The 23,529-nt window shown below is 41.5% G+C and carries 30 protein-coding genes; 25 read left to right on the forward strand and 5 right to left on the reverse strand.

Translation table 11 applies throughout. From position 1 onward, the window contains the following. Nucleotides 1–149 precede the first annotated feature (149 nt). A complete protein-coding gene (locus ACSQ2E_RS06595; protein WP_435989815.1) occupies nucleotides 150–689 on the forward strand; it encodes a GNAT family N-acetyltransferase in 540 nt (179 codons plus the stop codon). Between the two features lie 106 nt (nucleotides 690–795). Here the strand turns inward: ACSQ2E_RS06595 and ACSQ2E_RS06600 are convergent, their stop codons facing one another. Next, nucleotides 796–1,665: a DMT family transporter gene (locus tag ACSQ2E_RS06600; protein WP_435989816.1), complete on the reverse strand. Its 870-nt coding sequence runs from the start codon at nucleotides 1,663–1,665 to the stop codon at nucleotides 796–798. Between the two features lie 301 nt (nucleotides 1,666–1,966). Here ACSQ2E_RS06600 and ACSQ2E_RS06605 point away from each other — a divergent pair, with 301 nt between their 5' ends. The 3 genes from ACSQ2E_RS06605 to ACSQ2E_RS06615 all read left to right on the forward strand — a co-directional run bounded on the left by ACSQ2E_RS06605 (nucleotide 1,967) and on the right by ACSQ2E_RS06615 (nucleotide 3,425). Beyond that, nucleotides 1,967–2,401 (forward strand): hypothetical protein, encoded by a 435-nt coding sequence (locus tag ACSQ2E_RS06605; RefSeq protein ID WP_435989817.1) that lies wholly within the window; start codon nucleotides 1,967–1,969, stop codon nucleotides 2,399–2,401. 70 nt (nucleotides 2,402–2,471) lie between these two features. Then, nucleotides 2,472–2,828, forward strand: a complete 357-nt coding sequence (locus tag ACSQ2E_RS06610; RefSeq protein ID WP_435989818.1) for a MazG nucleotide pyrophosphohydrolase domain-containing protein — start codon at nucleotides 2,472–2,474, stop codon at nucleotides 2,826–2,828. Between the two features lie 21 nt (nucleotides 2,829–2,849). After that, nucleotides 2,850–3,425, forward strand: a complete 576-nt coding sequence (locus tag ACSQ2E_RS06615) for a histidine phosphatase family protein (protein ID WP_435989819.1) — start codon at nucleotides 2,850–2,852, stop codon at nucleotides 3,423–3,425. A 435-nt stretch (nucleotides 3,426–3,860) separates the two neighbouring features. Here the strand turns inward: ACSQ2E_RS06615 and ACSQ2E_RS06620 are convergent, their stop codons facing one another. Further along, a complete protein-coding gene (locus ACSQ2E_RS06620) occupies nucleotides 3,861–4,334 on the reverse strand; it encodes a hypothetical protein (RefSeq protein ID WP_435989820.1) in 474 nt (157 codons plus the stop codon). A 120-nt stretch (nucleotides 4,335–4,454) separates the two neighbouring features. Here ACSQ2E_RS06620 and ACSQ2E_RS06625 point away from each other — a divergent pair, with 120 nt between their 5' ends. From ACSQ2E_RS06625 to ACSQ2E_RS06660, 8 genes are all read left to right on the forward strand, one after another. Beyond that, the gene (locus ACSQ2E_RS06625) at nucleotides 4,455–5,066 is read left to right on the forward strand and encodes a CGNR zinc finger domain-containing protein (protein WP_435989821.1); all 612 of its coding nucleotides are present in this window, start codon (nucleotides 4,455–4,457) and stop codon (nucleotides 5,064–5,066) included. Between the two features lie 115 nt (nucleotides 5,067–5,181). Then, a complete protein-coding gene (locus ACSQ2E_RS06630; protein ID WP_435989822.1) occupies nucleotides 5,182–6,489 on the forward strand; it encodes a hypothetical protein in 1,308 nt (435 codons plus the stop codon). Between the two features lie 96 nt (nucleotides 6,490–6,585). Further along, complete coding sequence (locus ACSQ2E_RS06635; protein WP_435989823.1) at nucleotides 6,586–7,011, forward strand: NUDIX hydrolase; 426 nt, start codon at nucleotides 6,586–6,588, stop codon at nucleotides 7,009–7,011. Between the two features lie 328 nt (nucleotides 7,012–7,339). Next, nucleotides 7,340–8,194 (forward strand): DUF2785 domain-containing protein, encoded by an 855-nt coding sequence (locus ACSQ2E_RS06640; RefSeq protein WP_435989824.1) that lies wholly within the window; start codon nucleotides 7,340–7,342, stop codon nucleotides 8,192–8,194. A gap of 12 nt (nucleotides 8,195–8,206) precedes the next feature. Beyond that, entirely contained in the window at nucleotides 8,207–8,494 is a 288-nt protein-coding gene (locus ACSQ2E_RS06645) for a hypothetical protein (RefSeq protein ID WP_435989825.1), read from the forward strand. Between the two features lie 131 nt (nucleotides 8,495–8,625). Further along, a complete protein-coding gene (locus ACSQ2E_RS06650) occupies nucleotides 8,626–9,174 on the forward strand; it encodes a DinB family protein (RefSeq protein WP_435989826.1) in 549 nt (182 codons plus the stop codon). 66 nt (nucleotides 9,175–9,240) lie between these two features. Then, the gene (locus ACSQ2E_RS06655; RefSeq protein ID WP_435989827.1) at nucleotides 9,241–9,726 is read left to right on the forward strand and encodes a GNAT family N-acetyltransferase; all 486 of its coding nucleotides are present in this window, start codon (nucleotides 9,241–9,243) and stop codon (nucleotides 9,724–9,726) included. Between the two features lie 50 nt (nucleotides 9,727–9,776). After that, nucleotides 9,777–10,460: a phosphopantothenoylcysteine decarboxylase domain-containing protein gene (locus ACSQ2E_RS06660; protein WP_435989828.1), complete on the forward strand. Its 684-nt coding sequence runs from the start codon at nucleotides 9,777–9,779 to the stop codon at nucleotides 10,458–10,460. Nucleotides 10,461–10,557: 97 nt separating this feature from the next. Here the strand turns inward: ACSQ2E_RS06660 and ACSQ2E_RS06665 are convergent, their stop codons facing one another. Then, entirely contained in the window at nucleotides 10,558–11,949 is a 1,392-nt protein-coding gene (locus ACSQ2E_RS06665; protein ID WP_435989829.1) for a PLP-dependent aminotransferase family protein, read from the reverse strand. A 106-nt stretch (nucleotides 11,950–12,055) separates the two neighbouring features. Between ACSQ2E_RS06665 and ACSQ2E_RS06670 the strand changes: the two genes are divergently transcribed. The 9 genes from ACSQ2E_RS06670 to ACSQ2E_RS06710 all read left to right on the forward strand — a co-directional run bounded on the left by ACSQ2E_RS06670 (nucleotide 12,056) and on the right by ACSQ2E_RS06710 (nucleotide 18,809). Then, a complete protein-coding gene (locus ACSQ2E_RS06670; RefSeq protein WP_435989830.1) occupies nucleotides 12,056–12,982 on the forward strand; it encodes a DMT family transporter in 927 nt (308 codons plus the stop codon). Further along, nucleotides 12,945–13,376, forward strand: coding sequence for a GNAT family N-acetyltransferase (locus ACSQ2E_RS06675; RefSeq protein ID WP_435989831.1), 432 nt, complete (start codon nucleotides 12,945–12,947; stop codon nucleotides 13,374–13,376). Before ACSQ2E_RS06670 ends, ACSQ2E_RS06675 begins: the two co-directional genes overlap by 38 nt. Nucleotides 13,377–13,550: 174 nt before the next feature. Continuing rightward, nucleotides 13,551–13,895 (forward strand): hypothetical protein, encoded by a 345-nt coding sequence (locus tag ACSQ2E_RS06680; protein ID WP_435989832.1) that lies wholly within the window; start codon nucleotides 13,551–13,553, stop codon nucleotides 13,893–13,895. Between the two features lie 85 nt (nucleotides 13,896–13,980). Next, on the forward strand, nucleotides 13,981–14,277 hold the full coding sequence (locus ACSQ2E_RS06685; protein ID WP_435989833.1) for a TIGR04104 family putative zinc finger protein: 297 nt from the start codon (nucleotides 13,981–13,983) through the stop codon (nucleotides 14,275–14,277). A gap of 35 nt (nucleotides 14,278–14,312) precedes the next feature. Further along, nucleotides 14,313–14,624 carry a hypothetical protein gene (locus tag ACSQ2E_RS06690; RefSeq protein ID WP_435989834.1) on the forward strand — a complete coding sequence of 104 codons (312 nt, stop codon included), beginning with the start codon at nucleotides 14,313–14,315 and terminating at the stop codon, nucleotides 14,622–14,624. A gap of 2 nt (nucleotides 14,625–14,626) precedes the next feature. Then, entirely contained in the window at nucleotides 14,627–15,112 is a 486-nt protein-coding gene (locus tag ACSQ2E_RS06695) for a GNAT family N-acetyltransferase (protein ID WP_435994433.1), read from the forward strand. Nucleotides 15,113–15,166: 54 nt separating this feature from the next. Further along, the gene (locus tag ACSQ2E_RS06700; protein WP_435989835.1) at nucleotides 15,167–15,637 is read left to right on the forward strand and encodes an N-acetyltransferase family protein; all 471 of its coding nucleotides are present in this window, start codon (nucleotides 15,167–15,169) and stop codon (nucleotides 15,635–15,637) included. 40 nt (nucleotides 15,638–15,677) lie between these two features. After that, the gene (locus tag ACSQ2E_RS06705) at nucleotides 15,678–16,898 is read left to right on the forward strand and encodes a GNAT family N-acetyltransferase (protein ID WP_435989836.1); all 1,221 of its coding nucleotides are present in this window, start codon (nucleotides 15,678–15,680) and stop codon (nucleotides 16,896–16,898) included. 18 nt (nucleotides 16,899–16,916) lie between these two features. Further along, nucleotides 16,917–18,809, forward strand: a complete 1,893-nt coding sequence (locus ACSQ2E_RS06710) for a S9 family peptidase (protein WP_435989837.1) — start codon at nucleotides 16,917–16,919, stop codon at nucleotides 18,807–18,809. 91 nt (nucleotides 18,810–18,900) lie between these two features. Here the strand turns inward: ACSQ2E_RS06710 and ACSQ2E_RS06715 are convergent, their stop codons facing one another. Next, a complete protein-coding gene (locus ACSQ2E_RS06715; protein ID WP_435989838.1) occupies nucleotides 18,901–19,533 on the reverse strand; it encodes a class I SAM-dependent methyltransferase in 633 nt (210 codons plus the stop codon). A 115-nt stretch (nucleotides 19,534–19,648) separates the two neighbouring features. On the opposite strand from ACSQ2E_RS06715, the gene ACSQ2E_RS06720 reads away from it, so the two are divergent. Further along, on the forward strand, nucleotides 19,649–20,545 hold the full coding sequence (locus tag ACSQ2E_RS06720; protein WP_435989839.1) for a LysR family transcriptional regulator: 897 nt from the start codon (nucleotides 19,649–19,651) through the stop codon (nucleotides 20,543–20,545). A gap of 25 nt (nucleotides 20,546–20,570) precedes the next feature. Here ACSQ2E_RS06720 and ACSQ2E_RS06725 read toward each other — a convergent pair whose 3' ends face one another. Then, nucleotides 20,571–20,927 (reverse strand): VOC family protein, encoded by a 357-nt coding sequence (locus ACSQ2E_RS06725; protein ID WP_435989840.1) that lies wholly within the window; start codon nucleotides 20,925–20,927, stop codon nucleotides 20,571–20,573. A 649-nt stretch (nucleotides 20,928–21,576) separates the two neighbouring features. Here ACSQ2E_RS06725 and ACSQ2E_RS06730 point away from each other — a divergent pair. The 3 genes from ACSQ2E_RS06730 (at nucleotide 21,577) to ACSQ2E_RS06740 (ending at nucleotide 23,460) form a co-directional block, all read left to right on the forward strand. Continuing rightward, a complete protein-coding gene (locus tag ACSQ2E_RS06730; RefSeq protein ID WP_435989841.1) occupies nucleotides 21,577–22,419 on the forward strand; it encodes an alpha/beta fold hydrolase in 843 nt (280 codons plus the stop codon). 54 nt (nucleotides 22,420–22,473) lie between these two features. Further along, nucleotides 22,474–22,701: a cyclase gene (locus ACSQ2E_RS06735; RefSeq protein ID WP_435989842.1), complete on the forward strand. Its 228-nt coding sequence runs from the start codon at nucleotides 22,474–22,476 to the stop codon at nucleotides 22,699–22,701. Between the two features lie 174 nt (nucleotides 22,702–22,875). Then, complete coding sequence (locus ACSQ2E_RS06740) at nucleotides 22,876–23,460, forward strand: histidine phosphatase family protein (protein ID WP_435989843.1); 585 nt, start codon at nucleotides 22,876–22,878, stop codon at nucleotides 23,458–23,460. The last annotated feature ends 69 nt before the right edge of the window (nucleotides 23,461–23,529 follow it).

The following is a 23,529-nucleotide window of genomic DNA, read 5'->3' on the forward strand; positions in this document are numbered from 1 at the left end:
AACAGTCATTCTAAAAGAAACCGAGTCGGAGGTAATGACTCGGTATTTTTGTTGTGTGACAAGAATTCTACTTGTTCCACATAGGGAGGGGATTTTAGAATAATTGAAGAATAAGTAGACAGAGATGTAATTTATTTTGGAGGATTAATATGAAGATAAGACCAGTAAAAAAAGAAGAATATCGTTTCATTGAAGACTTTGTCTATGAGATATTCAAGAACACCACTTTTTCAGATGGAGTCATTGAAAAAGCATTGGTAAGGGAGATCCGTGAAAACGCCTATTATATTCCCCAGCTAGATCTGGTTGTGGAGGAAGAAGGAAAGATCATCGGTCACTTTATCCTCTCAAATCTCCCCATTAGTCATAAGCATGAACATGAAATCTTGATGTTATCCCCCGTTTCAGTCGTAAAGGATCAACAACAACAGGGCGTTGGCACGTTTATGTTAGAGGCAGGAATCACGTTAGCGGCTGAAATGGGGTTTAAAGGAATCGTGGTTGAAGGAGATCCCCGGTACTATCACCGTTTTGGATTTAGGACATCGACTGCATTCGGAATCTACGCGTCGGAGAAAAACCTCCCACCTTCTGAAGAGAATTTAATGGCCCTGGAATTGGGTGAAAATGGGATGGAAGGTATCTCAGGCGAAGTGGATTATTCGATTTATCGTGCGTTGAGACATTAGTATTTAAAATGCTCAAATGTTAGACCAAAGGAAAAGGGCTCCACATTCCCTTCCCTTTTCCTTTGGAAACTAAATGTTTATTCAGGAAAAGATGAAACATTCTTTCTCAGTTGGACTGTTTCACGCTAAGTACGGTGATCGTCACCAGGATGACTGCCATTCCCAACATTTGAATGAGGTTCAAGTGATCACCGATTACCAGAACACCAAATAATGATGCGGTCACCGGCTCTACCATAGCAACCATTGAAGCATTTGCCGGAGTAGTCCTTCGAATTCCAATTACATACACTAAAAAGGACAGTCCAGCACCCAGGAGCCCTAATAGTAAAAATAGCCCTAAATCCTTAGACGCCAGTACAGCTGCTGATTCCCCTTTGTCCGTAAAGAAAAAAAGGATGAGACAAAATGAAAAAAAAGCAATGGTTAACGTGGTAGGTGGTTTTCCATGAGAAGATGCATTCTTAAACCCGAATATAAATAAAGCATAGGAAAGGCCAGCAGCAAGCCCGGCAGCCATTCCTAAAAAACTTACTGAAATCGACTCAGTATTATAGGCACCAGTAAGCAGGATAATCCCCAAAAGAACACCGGTAATGCAACTCCATTTAAACCAAGTAGAACGTTCTATTCGTAATAAAAAGGAGATTAAAAGGACGAATACAGGCGCGGTGTACATTAAGGTAGCGGCAATGGCAACGCTCGAGGCTTGGATACTTAGAAAATAAAAGGTGAAGTTACCAGCAACGCCAACACCTGCTAAAAGAGACCATATCCAAATACGAGTAGAGATGCCACGGTTTTGTTTAAAGCGAAGGAGAAACCACACGAAAAAACAAATAAACCCAACAGCCCCTCGGTAAAGTGAAATCACTCTAGGATCCCAGCCCTTATTCATTAAAATATCGGCAATTCCCCCACTAATGCCCCAGCATATAGCGGCAACAATAACTAATCCTATCCCTGTAAATTTCATCGTGTGCCTCCTAAAGATAATATTTGGTACGAAAAGCTTGAGCAAGATGAATAAAGTTGTTAACGGTGATTCCTTTAAACTGCCTTACCTAAACCAATGAAAGGATAATTTCTAAAAAATGGGTAAAATGAAACAAAAATAAAGGGTTACAAGAGGTATGGGTACATAGTAGCGTCAGGGGAATATAGCAGTTATCTTAATAAGTTTTAAAAGAAGCTTAAGAAGGAGCAGGTTAGTAGAAGAATTGAGGATCCGACAAGCAAAGATTAAGGAAGTGAAGTAAATTTTGTAGGGGGGATATGTGATTAGAAAACTATTGTTTTTGTTACTGGTCATATCGATTATGGGGGCTTGTAGTCAACAAGAAACAGAAGAAAACCCAACTGAAGGGAAGAACTTTACGTTGGAAGAAGTAGAAACGATCATAACGGAGCAGGGGATTGAATTAGATAAAGAGACAGATTTGCCAAGTGAGAACGTCTTTATACAAGAATTAAACGGAATTACTCCCGAAGTATATAATGTGAAAAGTCATACATTATCGGTTTATGATTTTTCTTCTGGAGGGGATAGAGAAAAAGGATTTCAACGGTTTGAAGAGAATACAGCAACAGCAGAAGTAGTTGAACATAGAGCATACCAACTTAATAATATTCTAGTGTTTTATATAAGTGATGATGAAAAGATGCAGAATAGATTGTTTGAGGCATTGGAGGAATTGGATGCTTCAAAATGAAATTCGGCCCTGCTGAAGAAGGTTAATTCGAAGTGATAAAAGTACATTAATAAGAAAAGTGAGGATTTATATGACTCAACTGACATTCCATGAGTTACAGAGCTACCTGGCACTAAAATACAAAGAAGGACGCACTTCGTCTGGTTTGTTTATGAAGCTAGTAGAAGAAATTGGCGAGGTTGCAGAGGTACTGAACCAGTTAGAAGGCAGAAAAGAAAATACAGGGAATGCTTCTTTAGAAAAAGAGTTAGTGGATGTTATACACTACGCAGTTGCCATTGCGAGCATAAATGGGATTGATCTAACAAAGGCCATCATTGAAAAGGATAAACAAGCTGCAATAAAGTATGATCAATCTCCAAACTTAGAAGAATATTTAGTTGTACATAATAAAGAGGATCAAATCAAAGGTAGTTTAGCAGAATAAGAAGTAAAGAAGGGGGTTCCTATGGAAATTATTTTTATCAGGCATGGACAAGGAGAACACACAGTGGATTTACCAGGGAGTTTGCAAATTCAAGATCCTTCATTAACCCAGGTGGGAGTGCATCAAGCTGAAGCACTTGGGACTCAGTTCACACTAACGGAGAGAGATCTTGTAGTCGTTAGTCCAATAAGAAGAACGTTAGAAACGGCAAAGGTTTTAACGGAAGACATAAGTTGCAGAAAAATCGTGAGCCCTTTCGTATCTCCAAGAATGTTTCCGCAAAACCCTGAGTGGAAAACCCTTCCCTGCGATAGGATGTTAGATAAGGAATTAATAAAAAAAGAGTTTCCAAGCTTTACGATTGATGAGGCACTTTCAGAAGAGCTATGGACTTCGGGAATCAATACAATTCCGGAGCAAGAATTTAGTATAGTAGCAGAAACGTTTCTGACTTGGTGCAAAAGCCAACGTGTTGAAAATATATACGTGGTTTCTCACGATGGGACAATCAATTCGTATAGGGAGTTTATTGGAGGCGAAAAACTGACGAGAGAAGACTTTTTAACAGATGCTGGGTGGATGAAGCAAAGTATCTAATCTATAGAAAAATCAGCCCATTTAGATTGTGCTGGTTTTCCATATCATTATTAGTCCTTTATTTCCCACTCTGGATTCAATACAACTTTCCATACATGACCGTCTAAATCAAGGAAGAGAATATGTCGGTTGGGTGGTCAGGTTGAGTTCGAGAGCTGGCTGATAAATAGACGGAAAAATTCCGCTTAATTAGAGATTTCTATTAAAAAAGATTGAAATAGACGGAAAAATTCCGCCTATTTACTCCAATAGTCCCAATGATAGGCGATTTTTCTGGGCGTAAGCGGAAAAACTCCGCTTATTTAACCCGAAAACAGGTTCCAACTTAAAGGTAACCGGAAAAACTCCGCTTATTAAGTATTCCTAACATTATGAAACTCGTCAAATACGGCGAGTTCTTCTTTTTTAAGCGATGGCCAGAAGCTCTTTTCAACTTTACGGCTGACTCGGAACTTTAATCGCTTTAATCATCTGACGTATGGAACCAAGGTGGTAGGCGGAGTGGGCGATTGCCCCAAGCATTCCTGTTACTTTCTGTTCATCTAAGGAGTCAAGCGAGTCAATCGTTGTAAGCAGTGAGGTATATTCTTGTTGAAGTTCAGAGGTGTATTGTGTCCATGTGTTTGCGTCTACGCTCGTGATTTTCCAGGAAGCTTCCCAGTCCTTGTCAGGTTCTTCTCCATTCAAGTAGGATCTCGCAACCCATACATAATAGCGGGTATGATCGGTTTGGGAGGCGATGGTCGTGCCGTTGACCGGTATCGAAGCGTCTTCTGCCGATAATCCTTCAAGCGTTCCGAATAAACCACTTCCAGGCTTCGATTCTGTGTACCAACTTCCGTTTCCTTCAGGTCCTTCAAATGTTTCCTTTAACAACGTCTTAACAGCTGCCAACATCGGATTCTCCATCTTAGTACCTCCTGAATTTGTATTTAACCATCTAAAACACTTTAGATGGTTATAAGTTTACTCCGGTTGTTTCTAACTGTCAATATGTATTATGATGGTTAGAGTAAAGGAGTTATGATTATGTCGGAAACAAACCCTTATATGATGGTCGGAGAACGTTTGTGTATGGATTTCATCAATACCGTCAGCTGGCGGGAAAGTACGGAGAAAAGGCGGGACTGGTTTACGAGTTACGCCAAATTGGTCGACTGGTCCGTACATGCAGAAGTTTTGACAGTTCAACAGGCACAAGGTCTTCTTAGTGAAGCAGAGAAAAACCCCTCAAAAGCAGAAGATGTCCTGAAGCAGGCAATCGAACTGCGTGAAGTCATGTATCGATTGTTCAAGAGCATTTCAAAGAAAACCTCGCCCCACGAGGAGGATCTGGCACGCTTCAATGAATCAGTGAGCCACTTCTATCAATCATTACAAGTCATCCAAGACGAGGATCAATTCACATTAAAGTTCAAACAAAAAGAGAAAAACCTGGATACCATGCTGCCACCCATTCTACAATCAGCTGTCGATTTACTCACTTCAAAAAATGAGTTGGAGAGGGTCAAACAGTGTGAGGGAGACCCTTGCGGATGGTTATTTTTCGATACGAGCCGGAATAAAAGTCGCCGATGGTGTTCCATGGCAGATTGCGGGAATCGTGCGAAGGTACGGAGGTTTTATCAGAAAGGAAAGTGATGATGCTGGTTTACTTACCTCATCATTCTGTAATCAACCTAATAGGATAAGTATGTCAGAAAGATTGACGTACTTTTTTCAATAGAAAGTTCAAAAATCGAAAGGACGAATGCAATTGAAGCGACTATGGATCATAATGGTCATCTTGCTCTTGTCAGGGTGTAATGCTGCTGAACAAGGAGAGAAATCTTCTAAAGAAGTAGAAAAAACTCCTTCAACAGTAACTAAGACAATTGGAAATCTCAAAGAGGGGTACACTTTCGATGAGTTCATGGAAGATCAGGAGGTCTCGTTAAAGGGGACTGACATTCCTTACAGGGTGGAAGAAGAATTTACAGATCAATCAATTGCTCTTGAAGGAAAGGCACAGCTCGGCAGGTATTATAATTATGGCTTCAACAAGCTAGAAGGCAGTCACTTTGTCATCAAGGTGACGAAAAAAGATGAGTTGGATTGGTATGTTTATTTACCAAGGGAAGAGTACCCGGACCTGTTTGAAGCGTTAAAGAAAGGACCGGTTGATGTGTACGCGACAGTGTCCATACCGAAAGAATATTTCGAAACGGGGCAAGGTCACCTTTCAATCGTTGAGGAAATATTGTTTAAACAAAGCGATGTAGAAGAAAAGCCTCTGGATGACGAGCTGGCAGATTATATGAAGGAACACTCCGTTGACCTTACAGCAAGGGATATTCTGTATGACTTAAAGGGGATGTCTGATCGTCCATTCGCCCTCAGTGGGAACGCACAGCTCGTGACCTATCGCTATGCCAGCGCATACAAGGACCTGGAGCCGACCCATTTCGTATTAAGTGTGCGGGACACGGTAAACAGTGAGGAGCAGCTTTGGAGGATCGTCTTTGACAGGATGAAGTACAAGGAATTGTATGAACAGGCACTTGGTGGGATGGTCCATGTCAATGTCACCGCGATGGTGGAGGAGGATCGCTTTACCGAATATTCTGGAACAAATGCCGTCGGACAGGATGTGGAGTTTGAACCGTTGGAACGCTATGCCGATACGTCGGTGGAGGGACAGTCCTATATGGAGGAAAACGGATTATCATTCATCGGAAGGGAAGTATTGTATGATCCGATTTCCTATATTGAAGAACCTTTCTTTGTAGAAGGAACGGCCGAGATGGACCCATATGCCACTGCCAGCGGAGAGTATGAAGATCTGCAGAACACCCACTTCCGGATGGATATCGTCGAAGATCCTTACGGTGAACAGTATGTCGATTATCCCCGGGCGCTGGAAGGGTGGACGCTCTACCTTGACCGACAGAAATATCGGCATATCTATGAGAAACTCAGCCAGGAAAAATACCTTGGTGTCATGGTGACTGCACGCATTCCCCGGGACAGATACAAGATGGGGCAAGGCGGGACAGCGTTGGTTGAGAATGTGGTTATCAAGTAGTGCAGTCCATTTTTAATTATCAAAACTAATCAATTTACTAATGATGTGAATTGTTTCGCAATATAGTAAAGGGAAAAATCACTGGAGCGTGAACCGATGCCCCCAATAAAAAAAGCATACGCCTACGTCACTAGAGTAAGAGATGGAAGACTACAAGTACTGGTATTTCAACACAGGGATATTCCTGAAGCTGGTATCCAGATACCTAAAGGTACAGTAAAAGAAGAGGAAGACACGTATAACGCAGTAATAAGAGAAGTTAGAGAGGAAACTGGAATTCAAAAATTCGAAGTGGAAAAATTGATATCAGCCGACAATTGGGAAAATGATGACGGCGCTATGCATAATAGGTATTTTTATAAGATCGTTTGTAATGAAAAGGCTGATGCGTGGGAGTACAACCCAACAGGTGGAGGAGAAGAAGACGGACTTACCTTTCAATTCTTTTGGATTTCATCCGATGAGGAAGTCGAACTAATAAGAGGTCACGCTGACTATTTGAATCTGGTTTTTGATGAATAAGAAGTGAATCATATCATTGCAGTGGGCTTATCCAAAACAGGGTAAGTCCTTTTTTTTGAAAATTCAAATCTCTAATTGCTAAAAAAAACCAGTTTGTTATAATTAAATAGGATATGAAATTGATTAGTGAAGGAGGTTGAAAATCGTGCGTTCAAAGAAACTTCATACAAGAACAACTACATTTACGATGTCAAAACCTTCTTATCGCATATAGTAAATCCTGAGATTTTTTAATCTTATTAGTGAGTGGGGACTATCGTATCTTGATAGTCTCTTTTTTTTATTCGGAAGAGAGCAATTGAATGAAGTTCAATAGGAGGAATTGTAGATGGTGGATTTTCGATCAACAGAGTTGGTAATGGAAGAACAGGAACTGAAAAGATACTTACAAGAATATAAGAGCGGAGATAAACCATGGGGCGTAAAGAATCATGTTCGTCTTGTAAAGTCCATGATGCATTTCATCGGATCTACGGATAGTGAGCTTAGGGACAAATTGATATACAGCACCTTTTTTCACTTAACTATAGACAATCAATTGGAGCATGATTTATTGAGTGATCTGCTGGATTACAGTTTAAGTAATGACATGTTATTCAAAGGGATTGGTGAAAACGGTACGGATACCGTGTTTACAAGGGCGTTTAGTTCACTTGTCATCGCCGTTATTTTATACAAGGATAATAAGGATGATTTTCTCTCCCGGGACACTGTGTATAAAACCAAAGATCACTTAATCAACTACATCAACTCTGAAAATGACCTGAGAGGCTTTATCCCGGTGAAAGGCTGGGCACATAGTATAGCCCATGTGGCAGATGCGTTTGACGAATTGGTACTCAATAAAAAAGTTGAACAGAAAGATTTTTTAGTCATGTTGCCTGCACTTTGGGAAAAGATCCTTGTATCTGACAGTGTTTATGTTCATGGTGAAGACGAGAGAATGATCACACCGATCCTCGCCATGGTGGAAAAGGGATTGGACATCGTGGAAATAGAACACTTATTAAAAGCAATACCAGCTGATCTGAAACGTAGGAAGGAACATCTAAAGGAAGAGAATTATTGGTTTTTAGAAGCGAACTGTAAGACATTTTTAAAAAGCTTATACGTAAAAATAAGTTCCCGTGAAGAGTTGATTTCTCTTCGTCGGGATATTGAGTTGTGCTTATCTGAATTGTAGAGGAGGCAGGGGATGAAAAAGAATAAAATGGTGCGAGCATTCGTTGATTCGGAATTCAAAGCAGAAGAGGGATATGAAGATATTCTAGAATTATCCCGGGGTTGTAAGTATTCGAACTGCACTCATATAACCGAGGAAGACTGTGCGGTTCAAAGAGCCATCGAGGAAGGCACGCTTTCTGAGGAAAGATTTAACGCCTTTTATAAAGATAAAAACGAAGCAGAATATGTTTCTAAACAAAAAAATAAAACCAAGGCCATAGAGTATATGAAGCAAAGGGATTTATTTAAAAGATCATAGAATCAAGCCATTACGACGATAGTATCTGTCATTAAGGATAATGCAGCTATTAAGCTATATGAAGATCTTGGATTTCTTAGAAGTAAAACGATCATTGATATGTATTTAGCATGAAAAAGGGAGTAGAAGCTATGTTGAAGAAGCCAGAAACAAACGAATACCCACCGTATTATAAGGAATATGTAAACAATGTACCCGACGGAGAATTGCTCCAGATTCTTGATGATCAACAAAAGGAAACCAAGGAATTGTTGAAAGACTTAAGTGAGGAAACGGCAGAATATCAGTATGCTCCGGGCAAATGGACCATCAAGGAAGTCATAGGCCACATAACCGACACGGAGCGAATCATGTGCTACCGCCTTCTCAGTATTGCCAGGGGAGAAAAGGGGATGCTGCCTGGATATACCGATGATGATTATGTGAAAAGAGGGCAGTTCAATTGTTTTTCACTATCGGACCTTCTCCATCATCAGGCACTTGTCCGCCAACACACCATTCTTCTTCTAAGCAGCCTGGATGAAGAAGCGTTGCGCCAACGTGGAAATGCCAACGGTTCGAAGGTGACGGCTCTTGCAATCGCTTATATTATTGCGGGACATGAAATCCATCATCGAAGGTTGATTGAGGAGCGATATTTGAGGGACATCTTGGAAAATAGTGATAATAATTTGAGGTGATCATTATGGGGAATAGCTGAATCGCTTAACAAGCATCAGCACTCATTATTAAAAGGGGTGAATCCATTGTTATCCACAGAAAGATGCGAGTTACATATGTTAAAGGAAAGTGATTCTCACCACATGAAAAAATTATACGACAACGAGCAGGTACGAAAATATTTAGGTGGAACCGTAACTGAAGAGTCATTTAAAAAAAGATTTTATGAGATGGTCCATTCACCCAATAAGGAACATTACTGGACTATTTTCAATAAAAGTTCCCAGGAATTTGTCGGGATGGTCTTCCTTGATACCTATCATGATGGAATTTACACTGAGATCGGCTATCAATTTTTACCGGAATTCTGGGGGAAAGGCATCGCCAAGGAAGTAATTAGTAGAGTATTACACTATGGGCTCCATACTATAAAATTAGATAAAGTGATGGCCGAAACGCAGTCACAAAATAAGGCGTCTTGCAAACTATTATTATCCGTAGGGATGAGGTTGGAGAATAAGATTCAACGCTTTGGAAATGAGCAATCCGTTTTTGGCATTTCGAATGGCTAGTTTATCAATGTAATACATATGAATGCGAAAAGAAAATGGTAGGTGAATACATGAGTTTATTAAAAGGAAAAAAGATCCTCATAACAAGCGGAGGTACGCTGGAGAAATGGGATACGGTTAGGGGACATACTAATTTAGCAAAAGGGACGATGGGGTGTTATCTAGCGGAAGAAGCGTTGAATCATGAAGCAGAGGTGATTTACTTACACGGCTATTTTGCAAAGGTTCCTGAAAACCATGGAAGCATGCGATTGATACAATTTGAGGGGATAGAAGATCTGGGTGAGAAAATCAAATCGATTGTACAATCTGAACCTATCGATGTCGTGATCATGGCAGCTGCCGGATCAGATTGGGTGGTCGATAAAATGTTGGACCAACGAGGGAATCCGATTTTGGAAACAGGAAAAATGACGAGTGATGAACCCCCGATCATTCAATTTAAAAAAGCCCCCAAAGTATTATCAGAAATAAAAAAGTGGAATCCCAATGTCTTACTTGTTGGATTTAAGTTAGAGCATACAGATGACTCAGAGTATTTATTCAAGAGGGCAAACCTTCGAATGGATTCTTCCGGGGCGGAATTCATGGTTGCGAATAAAACGGCGTCACTCTATGGTGAAAATGCCGAGCATTTTATTGTTTCAAGAGGTCAACTTTCCCAAACGTACATAAGTAAGAAAGATACAGCAGAGGGGTTGATGGAGTTACTTGCAGGTCGTGTAAACTATTGATTGCCCCCAATCTGGCGTAGCCCTTTTGAGTTACGCCTTGAATGTGGGATTCCTTGGATTGAATAATGTATCAAAACTTCATTTATTAACAGAATTTTTATAACCAAGCCTTCGCTAGCTGAGATACCCCGCTCGTAATCTCTTCTTCAGACAAATTACCTAATCCAAGTTGCACATGAGGGTAGGTTGGTTGTTCTCTTACGTAATACCTGGAGCAAGGATAGATCATGACTCCTTCTTCAAAGGCTCTGCCAATAAGCTGCTCTTCCCTTAGGTTTACTTTCACTTCAATGATGATAAAAATACCTGAGTTTTCTCCTTTTATTTGAATGAGGTCGCCAAAATGCTTTTTTAATTCGGTTACTAGTAAATTCATCTTCCGTTTATAGACGGCTTTCATTTTCCTTAAATGGGGGTACCAATGTCCTTCATTCATGAAAGTGGCAAGTGTTCTTTGATGGATGGCTGAAGCGGTTTGTTCGAATACCGCCATTTTCTCTCTATACTTCATCATCAGCACCTCTGGTAAAGCCATGTAACTGATTCGGATGGTTGGAAGCAATGCTTTAGAGAAGGTACCCATATAGATCACCTTTTGAGTCGAATCAATACTCTGAAGGGAAGGTACCGGTTGATGGATGTATCGGAATTCACTATCATAGTCGTCGTCGATGATATATCCCCCCACTTCGTTAGCCCACTGGATCAATTCGACGCGTTGGCTGACCGGAATGGTCCCGCCATAAGGAAAGTGATGCGTAGGCGTCACATATACCAATTGGGTAGCCGCTGAGACTAATTGATCGACCATGATGCCATCATCTTTCGCCGGGATGGGGTGAACGGAGAAGGACATTAAGCTGAACAGCTCTCTTGCCACATCATATCCTGGGTCCTCAACGGCGATTGAACGAACGCTATCTTTTAGCAATAGTGATACTAACACTAATAACTGTTGGGTACTGCTCCCGATGATAATCTGGTCCGCACTCGTCTTGACCCCTCTGGATTGAAAAAGATAATCTTCCAATTCCATCCGCAACCATCTATCTCCCTGTTTATCTCCATACGAATATATGTCCGGATTTTTCATGACTTTATTTGTGAGCGTCCTCCATTTTTTGAGAGGGAAATTCGCTTCGTCCACTGTTCCAAGCTTGAAATCAATAAGCCCAGGTTTCGTTAGGGTTTCAACATGAAGAGATTGATTCTTTGTGTCAAAGGCAAGCATGTCATCGGAAATCATCGCTTCGACAAAGTAGCCCTTCTTGTTTTCACTCCGGATATACCCTTCTGATTGCAGTTGTTCATAGGCAACTTGTGTCGTATTCCGACTTACATTGAGTTGTTCAGCCAAACGCCTGACGGAGGGAAGCTTCGTGTTTTTCTCTATTTTTCCAGACAGAATCTGCTTACGCAGATACTGATAGATTTGATGATACATCGGGATATGGCTTTCTCGATCGATACTGAATAAAAGCTCAAACATCTTAGGTCCTCCGATCTGTCATGTACAATTATTGTAAACTGACCCTTTAGGAAATGACAGTGAAAACCAATAATAAGTGGAGAAAACATCTACTGGAGGCCATCGTATGACAAAGCTTTTATTTGGATTCTGCACATTGGTTTGGGGGTTGAATTTTATTGCGGTTAAGATTCAAGGAGATCCGGTCCCTTTGGAACTATCGTTATTCTTCCGATTGATCATCACAACACTTCTGTTCTTACTGCTCCTCTTTGTAAGGAAACCTTTTTACACACTTAAGAAGAAAGATTATCTGACAGTCATCCTCTTTGGCTTATGCAATTTCGCATGGAGTTATTTATTCCTTTATTATGGGACGATCATGAGTTCAGCGTCTATCGTCACGATGATCTTTTCCCTGAAAGTGGTGCTGACACCGGCAGCCCTTGCACTAGTGAAGAAAGAACCTGTAAACAAAAGGTTAGGCATTGGGGGAGCACTCGGAATCATGGCAGTGTTTCTATTGTTATTTCCAACCCTGATGAAGGACCCTGAAACGTTATCGGTTAAAGGAATTCTCTTCGCACTGACAGGAACCATCATCACGTCCATAGGAGATGTATGTTCCTCCATTAATTCTGACAGGGGGATTGATCCAGTTTATTCGAATGCCATTGGATTCACGGGTGCAAGCATCTTCCTTGGAGGCGTAATAGTTATGCAAGATACCGAGATGACGTTCCCTGCCATACCTTCCTACTGGATGGCAGTTGTGTATCTTTCATTGTTTGCTTCCTTTTTCGCCTGGCTGTTTTATTTGAAATTAGTGAGTGAAATGGGAGCGGGAAAGAGTGGCTACATGGTGGCTTTGTTTCCTGCCGTTGGTGGTGCTGCCTCAGTCATCATCGGTGAGACGGAACTGAACGTATTTTTAGTGGCGGGATGTTTGGTATCGTGCCTGGGGGCATTTATTGCATTGAGAGCTAATAAGAAACAGGCAGTAGGGAGAAATAACATTGGATTCTATCACAATCAAACAACTGGTAACCGATGAGGAGTGGATATGTGCATATGAGATCATGAAACAGTTAAGAACAGATTTGACGCTTGAGAGGTATATGGAGCTTGCTCAGGATATGAGGAAAGATGGCTATCTATTGTTTGCGTTGTTTGTTAAAGATGAAATCGTCTCGTTGGCAGGTGTAAGAAAGTCGATTAACTTCTATAATAAGCATCATTTATATGTATATGACCTGCTTACTCTTCCGTCCTATCGGTCCAAAGGGTACGGGGAGGAACTTCCAGAACATATCCATTTCTATACGAAAAGTATAGGGGCAGAATACGTTGCTTTAGAGTCAGGGATCACGAGAAATAAAGCTCATCGCTTTTATGAACAAAAGCTAGGGTATGAGAAGTGGTGTTATTCTTTTAGAAAGAAAATGTAAAAAGTGAGGCTAGGTAGCTTTTCCAAAGGGAGACAGAAAGTTCGTTCTGATAGTTGGAGAGGAACTATTTGAGTGATCGATCGTCTTGTTACCTCTCAGTATATTGTCAAAATTAAAAAAGTTTGAAATAATGGGTATTTGTGGCAGGTGATTTTTTACTGAAAGGCGGATACGATGAAACAACTATCAACCAACATTTCACTTATCATTTTAGGACTATGTATTTTAGCTGGTGCATGGATGATTTCGAATGCCATACAAACCAGCGACTATCAAAATGCGGATGAACAAGTTACGGTGAGTATGAACTCAACAGAGGAACCTCAATTAATGAGTTCTATGGAATTAAAAGATTACTTAGGAATAAGCGACGAGCAATTAGAAATGGTATATCCCAGAAAAGAAGATGATGTAGTTAAAAGTGAAATTCCGTACATAAAAATGGGCTATGAATACTACTTTCCTGTTAAAGCGATCGATCGATGGTTAGAGGAGACGGAAGGTAAAACCTTTCAGTGATAGTTTTATACTGGGCTCATTAAACAGCTGAAGGTCATTTCAATGACCTTCAGCTGTTCACATTTTTTTTAGGGGGAATGAGATTTTGCAGCACTGCAAGAACTGTCATACCCAATTCAATTGGAAAAAGGTCTACCGGTATGTATGGGGCCCAATCATAAAACCGTTCAGATGTCATGCATGCAATCAAGAGCACTTGATTACGATGAAGGGTAGGTTCATGCTTAGTCTGTTGTATTTACCGGCGACACTCTTTATCCTGTTCCTTACTCCTTTTCAAAGCATTTTATTGAATCTTGGAATTGGTATGCTATTACTACTTATCGGCTCTCTGCTGAGTCCATTGGTAGTGAGGTTCAAACTTGATCATACCATTTATTAAGAAAGGTTTAGTTAATAATTTAGAGGAGTGATACTATGAATCTTAAAACATATAGAATCATTCACCTTGTTATTACAGGAATGATCACTGTACCGGTTACTCTTTTTATCGCAAGTGGGGGATTGGGTGAGAATTATACAGGTGATACATTTGTATACGCTGAATTTCTTTTCGTTTTAGCAGTATGGATTATTGGTTCCGTACTCTCCTTTATTAAAAAAACAGCGAGATTGGGATTAGTCATCAGTGCCTTACCGGCATTGTTTTTCATTTGGAATGTTCTTATTACATTCTTCACATTTGTAAGCGGTTCGATTATAGTAAAACAAAACCAAGGATGGGTGTAATGATGGAGATACGGTTAGAAAAAGCAATAGTAAAAGATGCACCATCTATTTATGATCTTCAGGTTAAGTCATTTATGCCGCTATTGGATAAGTACAAAGATTATGAAACCAATCCAGCGAACGAGGACATTGAAAAAGTGAAGAAGAGAATCATTAGACCTGAAGGCGGTTTTTATAAGATTATGATGGAAGATAGACTTGTAGGTGCTATTTGTGTTTACTGGAAAGAAGATGTGAAGTTCAGGATTAGCCCAATGTTTATTTTACCTTCATATCAAGGGAGGGGAATCGCACAGAAGACGATCCTTTTAGTGGAAGAAATGTTCCCCCGGGCACAAATCTGGGAATTAGCTACACTATTAGAAGAAAAGAGAAACTGTTACCTTTATGAAAAAATGGGTTATAACCAAACCGGAATCCGTAAGAAATTAAACGAAAATGCAACGCTCATCTTCTATAAAAAAGTTGTAAGCCATGGGGCAATTTAAAAGACAAGTTCACTAAAGTAAATAACCTACAAGGAACATCCAGGAGGAAATACAATGCAAACACATATCCGAGAAGCCACAAAAAATGATTATGATGCAGTTCACCGAATCCAAAGACAAGTGCACGAAATGCATACAAAGAAAAGACCAGACCATTATCAGATGGCAGACACCACGTTAGACCGGCAGTATTTTAACAGCTTAATAGATGGAGAAAACACGAAGGTATTCATATTAGAAGAAGACCAGCCCATCGCCTATACCATCATCACAATCAAGAATTCTGCTGAAAGGCCGATTCTCATTCCTAAGAAAGTGGTCTATATGGACGACTTTGGTGTGGATCAGACGTTCAGAGGAAAAGGCTTGGGGAAAAGGTTCTTCGGGGAGGTAGTGGAGTACGCTAAGACGATTGGTGCAGATTCATTGGAGTTAGGCGTGTGGGAGTTTAACGAAGATGCGATTAAATTCTATGAATCCATGAATCTAAAGACTAAATCAAGGCTGATGGAAATCCGTTTATAAGATTCTCTCAAGCTTTCACAATTAGGGGAGGGACTGCGAGTTGAAGGAAATAAGGGAAATCAATCATTCTACATACGCCTCATTTTGTTCACTTGCCAACGGGGCATTCCCTGGTTTACATGCCGATCAGTGGCTGCAGGGGCATATTGAAGAAACACCGAGCGAAAGCTTATATGGATTGTTCAAAGGGAAGGATTTAGTGGCTGGCATGAGGACATTTCTGTTTGAAATGAACTTGAACCAAACCACTATCCCTGTTGGCGGAGTCGGGATGCTTGCCGTTGATTTGTTACATAAGAAAGAGGGAAATGCGCATCAACTGATTAAGTATTTTTATGAACTGAATAAGTCCAAAGGGCATCATCTTGTGATGTTATATCCGTTCAACGTTTCCTTTTATAAAAGAATGGGATTTGGAATGGGGACACAGGTTTATCAGTACTATGTCAGCCCATCCTCTTTTCAGAATGGTTCCCGTAAAGAGCATCTTGAACACTTAAACGATGAAGACAAAGAACTCATTCTGGATTGTTACAACCGTGTTTATCGAAAAACGCATGGGATGACGAAACGATTTCCAATAGAGCGGGAATTGAATCGACCATTTAATTTTGGAAAAGTGGTGGGTTTTAAACAGGATGGCCAAGTACTTGGCTACGTATTGTACGAAGGCAAGGGGAAGGATCTTTACATCCATGAGTTATTCTTTGAAACAAGGGAAGCGATTGAAGAATTATCTACCTTCTTACACCAACAGGCCAATCAATTTAAACGAATCATCATTAATTCTAACGATGATGACCTCATTCATTTTTTGAGTTCACCTGAAAGTGGTATGGACACCATACTTGATACGGCGCCTACAGTTGACAATAAGCATATGGTGAACCTTGGGGTTGGGGTGATGTACAGGGTCATTGATTGTAAAGGGTTATTGATGGAACTGTACGAGAAGAAGCATCGATTCGGCAGTGCTTCTTTAACGATAGGATTTGAAATACAGGACGATCTGCAAGGTGACGAGTCAAAGAACTTCACCGTGACGTTTTCACGTGGAGAGATTCAACGCTTTCATGGACAGGCAGTCGATACTGTCGTACGAATGGATATCTCCGAGTTCTCTTCGATGGTCATGGGGGCTGTGACTTTCCGTTCTTTAATTAAATGGGGCAAAGCAGAAATATCGAACCCAACCTTCGTGAATCAAGTCCATGACCTTTTCCAAACGCCAGAAAGACCGGTATGTACGAAAGCATTTTAAAGATGAAGGGGTACCTGAATGAATAAGAGTGATACATATTTAAGTATTGAAGAGCTTCTTTCCATACCTGCCATATCAGAACTACACATGAGTGAGGACGGACGACGCGTAGCATTTGTCAAAAACACGGCTGACTGGGAAGAGAATACATATAGGAATTCCATCGTGATATATGAAAAAGACAAGGGGGAATGCACCCCATTTACAGAGGGGACATCCCCACTATGGTCGCCGGATTCCACACGTTTAGCCTATCTTTCAGCGGGTGATGGAGGTACGGTGAATCAAATCTTTGTGGAGTCGATCGATGGTAATGGCAGGGTACAAGTCACCGATGAAAAAGAAGGGGTGATTCAATTCAAATGGGATCTTTCTGGCAAGGGAATTTACTATGTTGCCTCTTCACCGGAACCTGAGGAAATCAAGAGACGCAGGGAGAAGTATGGAGATTTCCACCGTGTAGGAAAGGAATACCGGAATCATTGTTTATGGTACGTTGAATTAATTGAGCAGGTTCCGAATCAACTGACGGACGGAAGAGATTTTCACATCCAAGAATTCGATGTTTCAACCGATGGGGACAAGGTGGTGTTCATGGTTACGCCAAGCCCGGAAGGAGAGGATAATCAGAATGGAGAACTCTACCTGCTCGATCGCCCATATGGACAGTTGCGGAAGCTGAAGGGAGATAAGGTAGTCGGAGGTAACGTATGCTTTTCTCCTCAAGCAACGAAAGTGTGTTACACGGCAAGCTTACGTGAGAAGGATTACTACAAGACTCATATCATGGACAGTACACTCGAAATCTATGATCTTACGAATGGTGAGCGGATTCAACCATTGCTGGATTTTGACCATGCGGTTGTTCCCATACGCTGGACAGCTAAAGGGATTATGCTGATGTGGCAGGACAAAACGAATTATCGGATCGGGTTATTATCTGAAGATGGGAAGCTGAACATGATAAACGAGACAGCGGAAGGTTGCACCATGGAGGCTTCTGTAACAGGAGATGGAAATCATCTCGCCTATCGCAAGGCTTCACACAATGAAATATTTGAAGTCTATGCTGATGGTGAAAAAATCACCAATGAGAATGGTCTGCTCCAGGGAAGCCTTACAAGTAACAGGGAGATCATCTCATGGATAAGCCGTGATGGCCTTGAAATAGAAGGGGTATTAACAACCCCGAAAGACATGGATTGGAATGAAAAACACCCTTTACTGGTCTTCATCCATGGCGGTCCGGACTGGGCTTCTTTCCCCATCCATTCAAGCTGCTTCAATGAAAAATATCCAGTTGAGTCGTTTATTGAAAAGGGCTTTATCATTTTGGAACCAAACTACAGGGGAAGCTCAGGATATGGGATTGACTTCTTGAAGGCAAACTATCGAAACCTCGGCTTCGGTGACTACCAGGATGTGATATCCGGTGTTGATGCACTCGTGGACCGGGGGATTGCAGATGGAGATCGAGTCGGGGTGATGGGTTGGAGTCAGGGCGGGTTCATCTCAGCATTCTGCTCAACCTATAGTGATCGATTTAAGGCTGCCTCAGTTGGAGGCGGAATAAGTAACTGGGTCACGAATTATGTGAATACAGACCTGCCTTCCTTTATCAGGATGCATGTAGGAGAGACACCGTGGAACGACCCGGAGATCTATGCCAAATCTTCACCAACGACCTATATTCAAAGAGCCTCTACGCCAACTTTGATCCAACATGGTGAGAAGGATGCAAGAGTTCCGCTTCCTAATGCATTTGAGCTCTATAAAGGACTCAAGGATATGGGAGTCGAGACAGAATTAGTCGTATTTGAAGGCATGGGATACAGCTCTGACAAGCCGGGAATACACCGGGCTATTATGGAACAGAATTTGAGTTGGTTTTTAAAGTGGTTGGTTGATTAGGGATGAAATTTATATAAAAAAGCCATGGGGACAGGTCCGATGTGAATAAACGGACCCGCACCGTGGCTTTCTATTTCTTACAATCAAGTCATCACGTCGATGATTTACCCCCGCATACAGCCACCGTATGATACCCACGCGACACGGGTCCTTCGAGTACGCGAAGATCCTTAAACTTCAATTGTTCCATGATCGGGAGTAATTCACCTTGAATCATCTTCTTGATTGTAGTCCAGTCTTCCCCGTCTTTCCCATCGCAAAGCGTGATCAGGACGGTTCCTCCAGGAGACAGCACCCGTTCGATTTCCTTCAATGATATGGACAGGTCCTCCCAGAAGTAAACAGAATGGATGCTGAACACGGCTGTGAATTTTTCATTAGGGAAGGGCATTTCTTCAACGCTTCCGTGAACGAGTGCCATCTGCTTTTGTCTGATGGCTTTTTTGTTGCGCAAAGCGGCTGACTGAAGAAGAGTTTCTGACACATCCAATCCGGTGACTTTGTGGCCTTCATTCAACGAAGCAATCTGTTTCATCGCAGATCCTGCCCCGCATCCAATCTCAAGGATCCGTTCATTTTCCTGGAGCTGGAGATTTTCAATGGTCCACAGGGTTTCAGGCTTATGCTGACGGATCATTTTCTCCCCGATGAACCATCCTAGAACCCCTGCGGGCCGGCTATACTGGGTGTCCATGAGGTGCTGGAATTTTGCTTTCACATTCATTAAACGCCCTCCTTTTATTCATTGTGTATTTACACTATAATTTTCTTGTAACCATTAAACAATCCTATATTACTTATAGTTGTTATAAGATATTTTTATAGTAGGAGGAGTCAAATTGGAAATTAATCAGCTGATCGCGTTTGAACTTGTTGCGAGGCTCGGTTCATATAGCAGAGCTTCGAGATACCTGGATGTCTCGCAGCCTACTATCAGTTTGCGGATCAAAGAGTTAGAGAAAGATGTGGGGGGATACCTTTTTGTCAGGGCAGGGAAACAAATGGAGCTGACAGATTTGGGTAAAGGGTTCCTTCCTTATGCCAGGCAGGCTCTTGAAGTATTACATAAAGGTAAAGAAAGGGCTCAGTCGATAAAAGAAGGGAAAAGAGGGGAGATCACGATCGGAACCCTTCCGACATTTACATCGGGACATTTCACGTCGATCATCAAGAAAATGTACACTGCATTTCCCGATATCCAGATCGCCATCCACACCGGTCATAACCAACAAATCATCGATATGCTTTATGACGGAAGCATCAAGCTGGGGATGATCACTTCCCCGTTTTTTAATAAAGATCTGAGAAAGCTTTATAGTATTAAAGAACCCCTGGTCTTCGTTGCCCGCCGTGATCAGCCATTAAGCGGGATGAAGGACGGGAGTTATAAGGTGGAAGATGTTTTTGAAAGGAGTAAACCGTACCTCATGACCGATTGGAGCGAGGAGAGTAAGCATTGGCAGAGAACCCATATGTCATTCGGTAGTGACTCCATCGAATTACCGCCTGCCACTGCTCTAGAATTCGTCCAGAACTACAGTGGAACAGCGCTTCTCACGGAGTCCATGGTTTCTGCCTTTTTAGAAGATGGAACATTGGTAAAGCTGGTACCAAATGATATGCCGGCTCTCTATAGGGAAGTCGCTTTAGTAAGCCTGGATAGCGAACAGTCCCTGCCTCCAGCTGCCCGGAGCTTTTTGGAAACAGTAAGGTCCGGGGCATGGGGACAGGTATAGAGCGGGTGCCATCCCCGCTCTACCGTTATGCCTCTAATTCCTCAAACAACCCAACTGAATTACCATACGGATCGCTAAACGAACACCAGGCAGCGGGAACGCCTTCCCGGGTTTGGACTTGCTCTATCATCATATTCAGCGATTCTATCAATCTTTCACGTTCAGAATGGATGTCTTGAACGCCCAATCGTAATGGACCATTCCCAACTGCAGGCTTCCCTTTTGCCACTTGCAGCCAGGTATCTTTCACGATTTCCCACTCGGCAAAGTCTTCATGTGGTATGAAGTCGGGGTTGCGGTTGAAGAGGGTTTTGTACCAACTAAGCCCTTTTTCGTAATCTGTCACTCGAACTTGAAAGGTGACTCCTGTATATTTCTTCATTCTATTTCCTCCTATTTTGTGATTACATTTTAATGGTATCGGAGGGATGAACTCCCTTATAAAGTAAGCAGAGCTCCCCGGATAAAAACGGTTGCCAAAAGGGGACCTGCATCTTATAAAGGGAAGCCAGCCAGTAGCAGCAAATGTAGGGGCGGAGAAACGATGCCGGTTGGAATTCCTTATATTTCGTATAGGGGCTCGGCATAATCATTGGCCGAAAAAAATCAAAACGTGTCATCGCTTGCCCTTCTTCCTTTCCATTCGTCTACTATAGTACATTCAAGTAAACGCTCCATTCTCCTGCCGTATCTTTCACACTTCTGGCATCTTTCCACCCCGTTAAGAATAAAGTGGAAACAAAAAGGTGCACGCCATTTATCTTCTACTTCAAATTACTCCTATTATTTCGAAACTTTTTTCGTTCATAAGACGTATAAATGACTAGAACAACTGTTTGATGAGCCGGCTCACAACGGTGTGGCATAGGGTCTGGTGTAGATGACGATCTGCCATAAATGGATTCTATGAAAATAAAAGAAGTTAACAGAATAATTGAAACTATTCCGATTCGGCACCCGTCTAATGAATAGTGTATAAGATAAAATACCCAAAAAAACAATACAGACAAAACAGACTGGGGGAAATAGGAATGTGGGAACAAAAGCTGATTCAAACAAACCGTGGGATTTTTGAAATCTTTGAAGCAGGTAACGGGGAACCGTTATGCGTGACGCACCTTTATAGTGAATTTAACGAGCGCGGGTATCATTTCGCTGATCGATTTGTCGAGGACTTTAAAGTGTACCTGGTGAATCTGAAAGAAACAGGGAACTCCACTGAAGTGACCCATGAAGACGAACTGAGCATGAGTGAGACTAGCAAAGATTTAGAAGCGATCCGCCAAGTTCTCGGATATGAAGACTGGAACTTTGCTGGGCATTCAACCGGTGGGATGCTCGGGCTGCATTATGCCGCTCATCATCCGGAGTCTGTCAAACGATTGGTTGTAGGTGGGGCTTCCGCAACAAACGAATATATGGAGCATCAGGATAGTATCTACTGCGATAAAAATCCGGAAAATGAACGTTTGAAGGAAATCGTTTCCGTCTTATATTCTGAAAAGGCAACGAAAGAAGAGCGCCGGCAGGCAGGGAAGGCGTGGACGGAAATGTCATTGTATGATGCGGAAAGATACGATGAATACTTCGGCAAGCTAAGCAGTGGAAAAATGGTTAAAAAACGGCTGGAATATTACTCTAAGAAGGAACTTCCTGAGTATGATATTCGAGAAACCATTTCGGATATTACCACTCCGACAATCATATTCTGCGGAAGGCACGATGCTCAATGCCCGTTTGTGTTTTCTGAAGAAATCTTTCATTTAGTACCAAATTCAACCTTTTATATTTTTGAAAATAGCAATCATTCTCCGCATGTCGAGGAACAAGAGAAATTCAATGACATGGTGAAGGATTTCAGATGTCTGGTGTAAACTTTAATCATTTACCTCGGGGAGCTCTCAGTATGATCTAATAGGAGGTTTCAAATGGATAAGCGGGTTCAATTTGACTTTGAAATCGATTTTACCAACGGTGGTGGTATTCAAGGACAGGAGTTCCGTCTTGATATTGACGGGGATGACATCTCTGATCAAGAACTGGCCAACTACATCGTGGAAGATATGAGATTACTGATGGTGGGAGAAGTAAGAATACTAAATAAGAAGATCATCCATGAGAAGCATAAACGCATGGTTAAAAAGAGAATGGAGTAACACGGAAAGGTGCATTTCTTTGTCGGAAATGCACCTTTCCTATTTTAAATAAAGGGGAACAAGTATTTAAGAAGAATGTCATTAACGTAGTTTAATATAACCGTTTAAGCATAAAAAGGAAGTTTCTATGAAAAAGGGGGAATTGTATGTTGGAAATTTATCTAACCCGTCACGGTGCAACGGAATGGAATAGAAAATCGTCTGCAGGGCTCTCTTAATTCCTACTTAACTGAAAGTGGAGTCAGAAACGCGACCGCTTTGGGAAGGCGTCTGTCAGACATTGAATTTACGAGGATATACGTAAGCCCAAGTAAGCGGGCGTTAGAGACAGCAAAATTGATCATATCCGATGATTCCTCATTCACGATTATAGATGAGTTGAATGAAATATCTTTTGGAGACTGGGAAGGGAAAACCAGGGAAGAAATAGAGTTAAAAGGGAAGGAGGAATACGATAACTTCTTGAACCGTCCACACAAATATAATCATCTGCACCACAACGGAGAGTCGTTGGAAGCCTTTAAACAACGGCTGGCAGTCGCCATGGAACGGATTCTTTCCGAAAATCCAGAAGGAAGAATACTGATTGTGACACACGGTGTTGTTATCCGTGCGCTTATGGCATTCTTCTGGAATATACCCCTTGTGAAAATGTGGGATCCACCCAATATTCACGGGACAAGTCTGTCCATCGTCCGCTTTGACGGTGATCATTTTGAGAAGGTGATATTAGGGGATACGATCCACATGAAAGAATAAGGGAAAAGAAAAGAAAGAGATTTACTCAGGATAAAAGGACTAAGAAATTTACTTTAATAGACGTTTGAA

The organism is Rossellomorea sp. LjRoot5, from assembly GCF_964253455.1.
Lineage (GTDB): Bacteria > Bacillota > Bacilli > Bacillales > Bacillaceae_B > Rossellomorea.

Bases quoted from the DNA above. Each gene is read 5' to 3' on its own strand.
- ACSQ2E_RS06595 (WP_435989815.1), top strand. From the start codon at position 150: ATGAAGATAAGACCAGTAAAAAAAGAAGAATATCGTTTCATTGAAGAC.
- ACSQ2E_RS06600 (WP_435989816.1), bottom strand. From the start codon at position 1,665: ATGAAATTTACAGGGATAGGATTAGTTATTGTTGCCGCTATATGCTGG.
- ACSQ2E_RS06610 (WP_435989818.1), top strand. From the start codon at position 2,472: ATGACTCAACTGACATTCCATGAGTTACAGAGCTACCTGGCACTAAAA.
- ACSQ2E_RS06615 (WP_435989819.1), top strand. From the start codon at position 2,850: ATGGAAATTATTTTTATCAGGCATGGACAAGGAGAACACACAGTGGAT.
- ACSQ2E_RS06620 (WP_435989820.1), bottom strand. From the start codon at position 4,334: ATGGAGAATCCGATGTTGGCAGCTGTTAAGACGTTGTTAAAGGAAACA.
- ACSQ2E_RS06625 (WP_435989821.1), top strand. From the start codon at position 4,455: ATGTCGGAAACAAACCCTTATATGATGGTCGGAGAACGTTTGTGTATG.
- ACSQ2E_RS06635 (WP_435989823.1), top strand. From the start codon at position 6,586: ATGCCCCCAATAAAAAAAGCATACGCCTACGTCACTAGAGTAAGAGAT.
- ACSQ2E_RS06640 (WP_435989824.1), top strand. From the start codon at position 7,340: ATGGTGGATTTTCGATCAACAGAGTTGGTAATGGAAGAACAGGAACTG.
- ACSQ2E_RS06645 (WP_435989825.1), top strand. From the start codon at position 8,207: ATGAAAAAGAATAAAATGGTGCGAGCATTCGTTGATTCGGAATTCAAA.
- ACSQ2E_RS06650 (WP_435989826.1), top strand. From the start codon at position 8,626: ATGTTGAAGAAGCCAGAAACAAACGAATACCCACCGTATTATAAGGAA.
- ACSQ2E_RS06660 (WP_435989828.1), top strand. From the start codon at position 9,777: ATGAGTTTATTAAAAGGAAAAAAGATCCTCATAACAAGCGGAGGTACG.
- ACSQ2E_RS06665 (WP_435989829.1), bottom strand. From the start codon at position 11,949: ATGTTTGAGCTTTTATTCAGTATCGATCGAGAAAGCCATATCCCGATG.
- ACSQ2E_RS06670 (WP_435989830.1), top strand. From the start codon at position 12,056: ATGACAAAGCTTTTATTTGGATTCTGCACATTGGTTTGGGGGTTGAAT.
- ACSQ2E_RS06680 (WP_435989832.1), top strand. From the start codon at position 13,551: ATGAAACAACTATCAACCAACATTTCACTTATCATTTTAGGACTATGT.
- ACSQ2E_RS06690 (WP_435989834.1), top strand. From the start codon at position 14,313: ATGAATCTTAAAACATATAGAATCATTCACCTTGTTATTACAGGAATG.
- ACSQ2E_RS06695 (WP_435994433.1), top strand. From the start codon at position 14,627: ATGGAGATACGGTTAGAAAAAGCAATAGTAAAAGATGCACCATCTATT.
- ACSQ2E_RS06700 (WP_435989835.1), top strand. From the start codon at position 15,167: ATGCAAACACATATCCGAGAAGCCACAAAAAATGATTATGATGCAGTT.
- ACSQ2E_RS06710 (WP_435989837.1), top strand. From the start codon at position 16,917: ATGAATAAGAGTGATACATATTTAAGTATTGAAGAGCTTCTTTCCATA.
- ACSQ2E_RS06715 (WP_435989838.1), bottom strand. From the start codon at position 19,533: ATGAATGTGAAAGCAAAATTCCAGCACCTCATGGACACCCAGTATAGC.
- ACSQ2E_RS06725 (WP_435989840.1), bottom strand. From the start codon at position 20,927: ATGAAGAAATATACAGGAGTCACCTTTCAAGTTCGAGTGACAGATTAC.
- ACSQ2E_RS06730 (WP_435989841.1), top strand. From the start codon at position 21,577: ATGTGGGAACAAAAGCTGATTCAAACAAACCGTGGGATTTTTGAAATC.
- ACSQ2E_RS06735 (WP_435989842.1), top strand. From the start codon at position 22,474: ATGGATAAGCGGGTTCAATTTGACTTTGAAATCGATTTTACCAACGGT.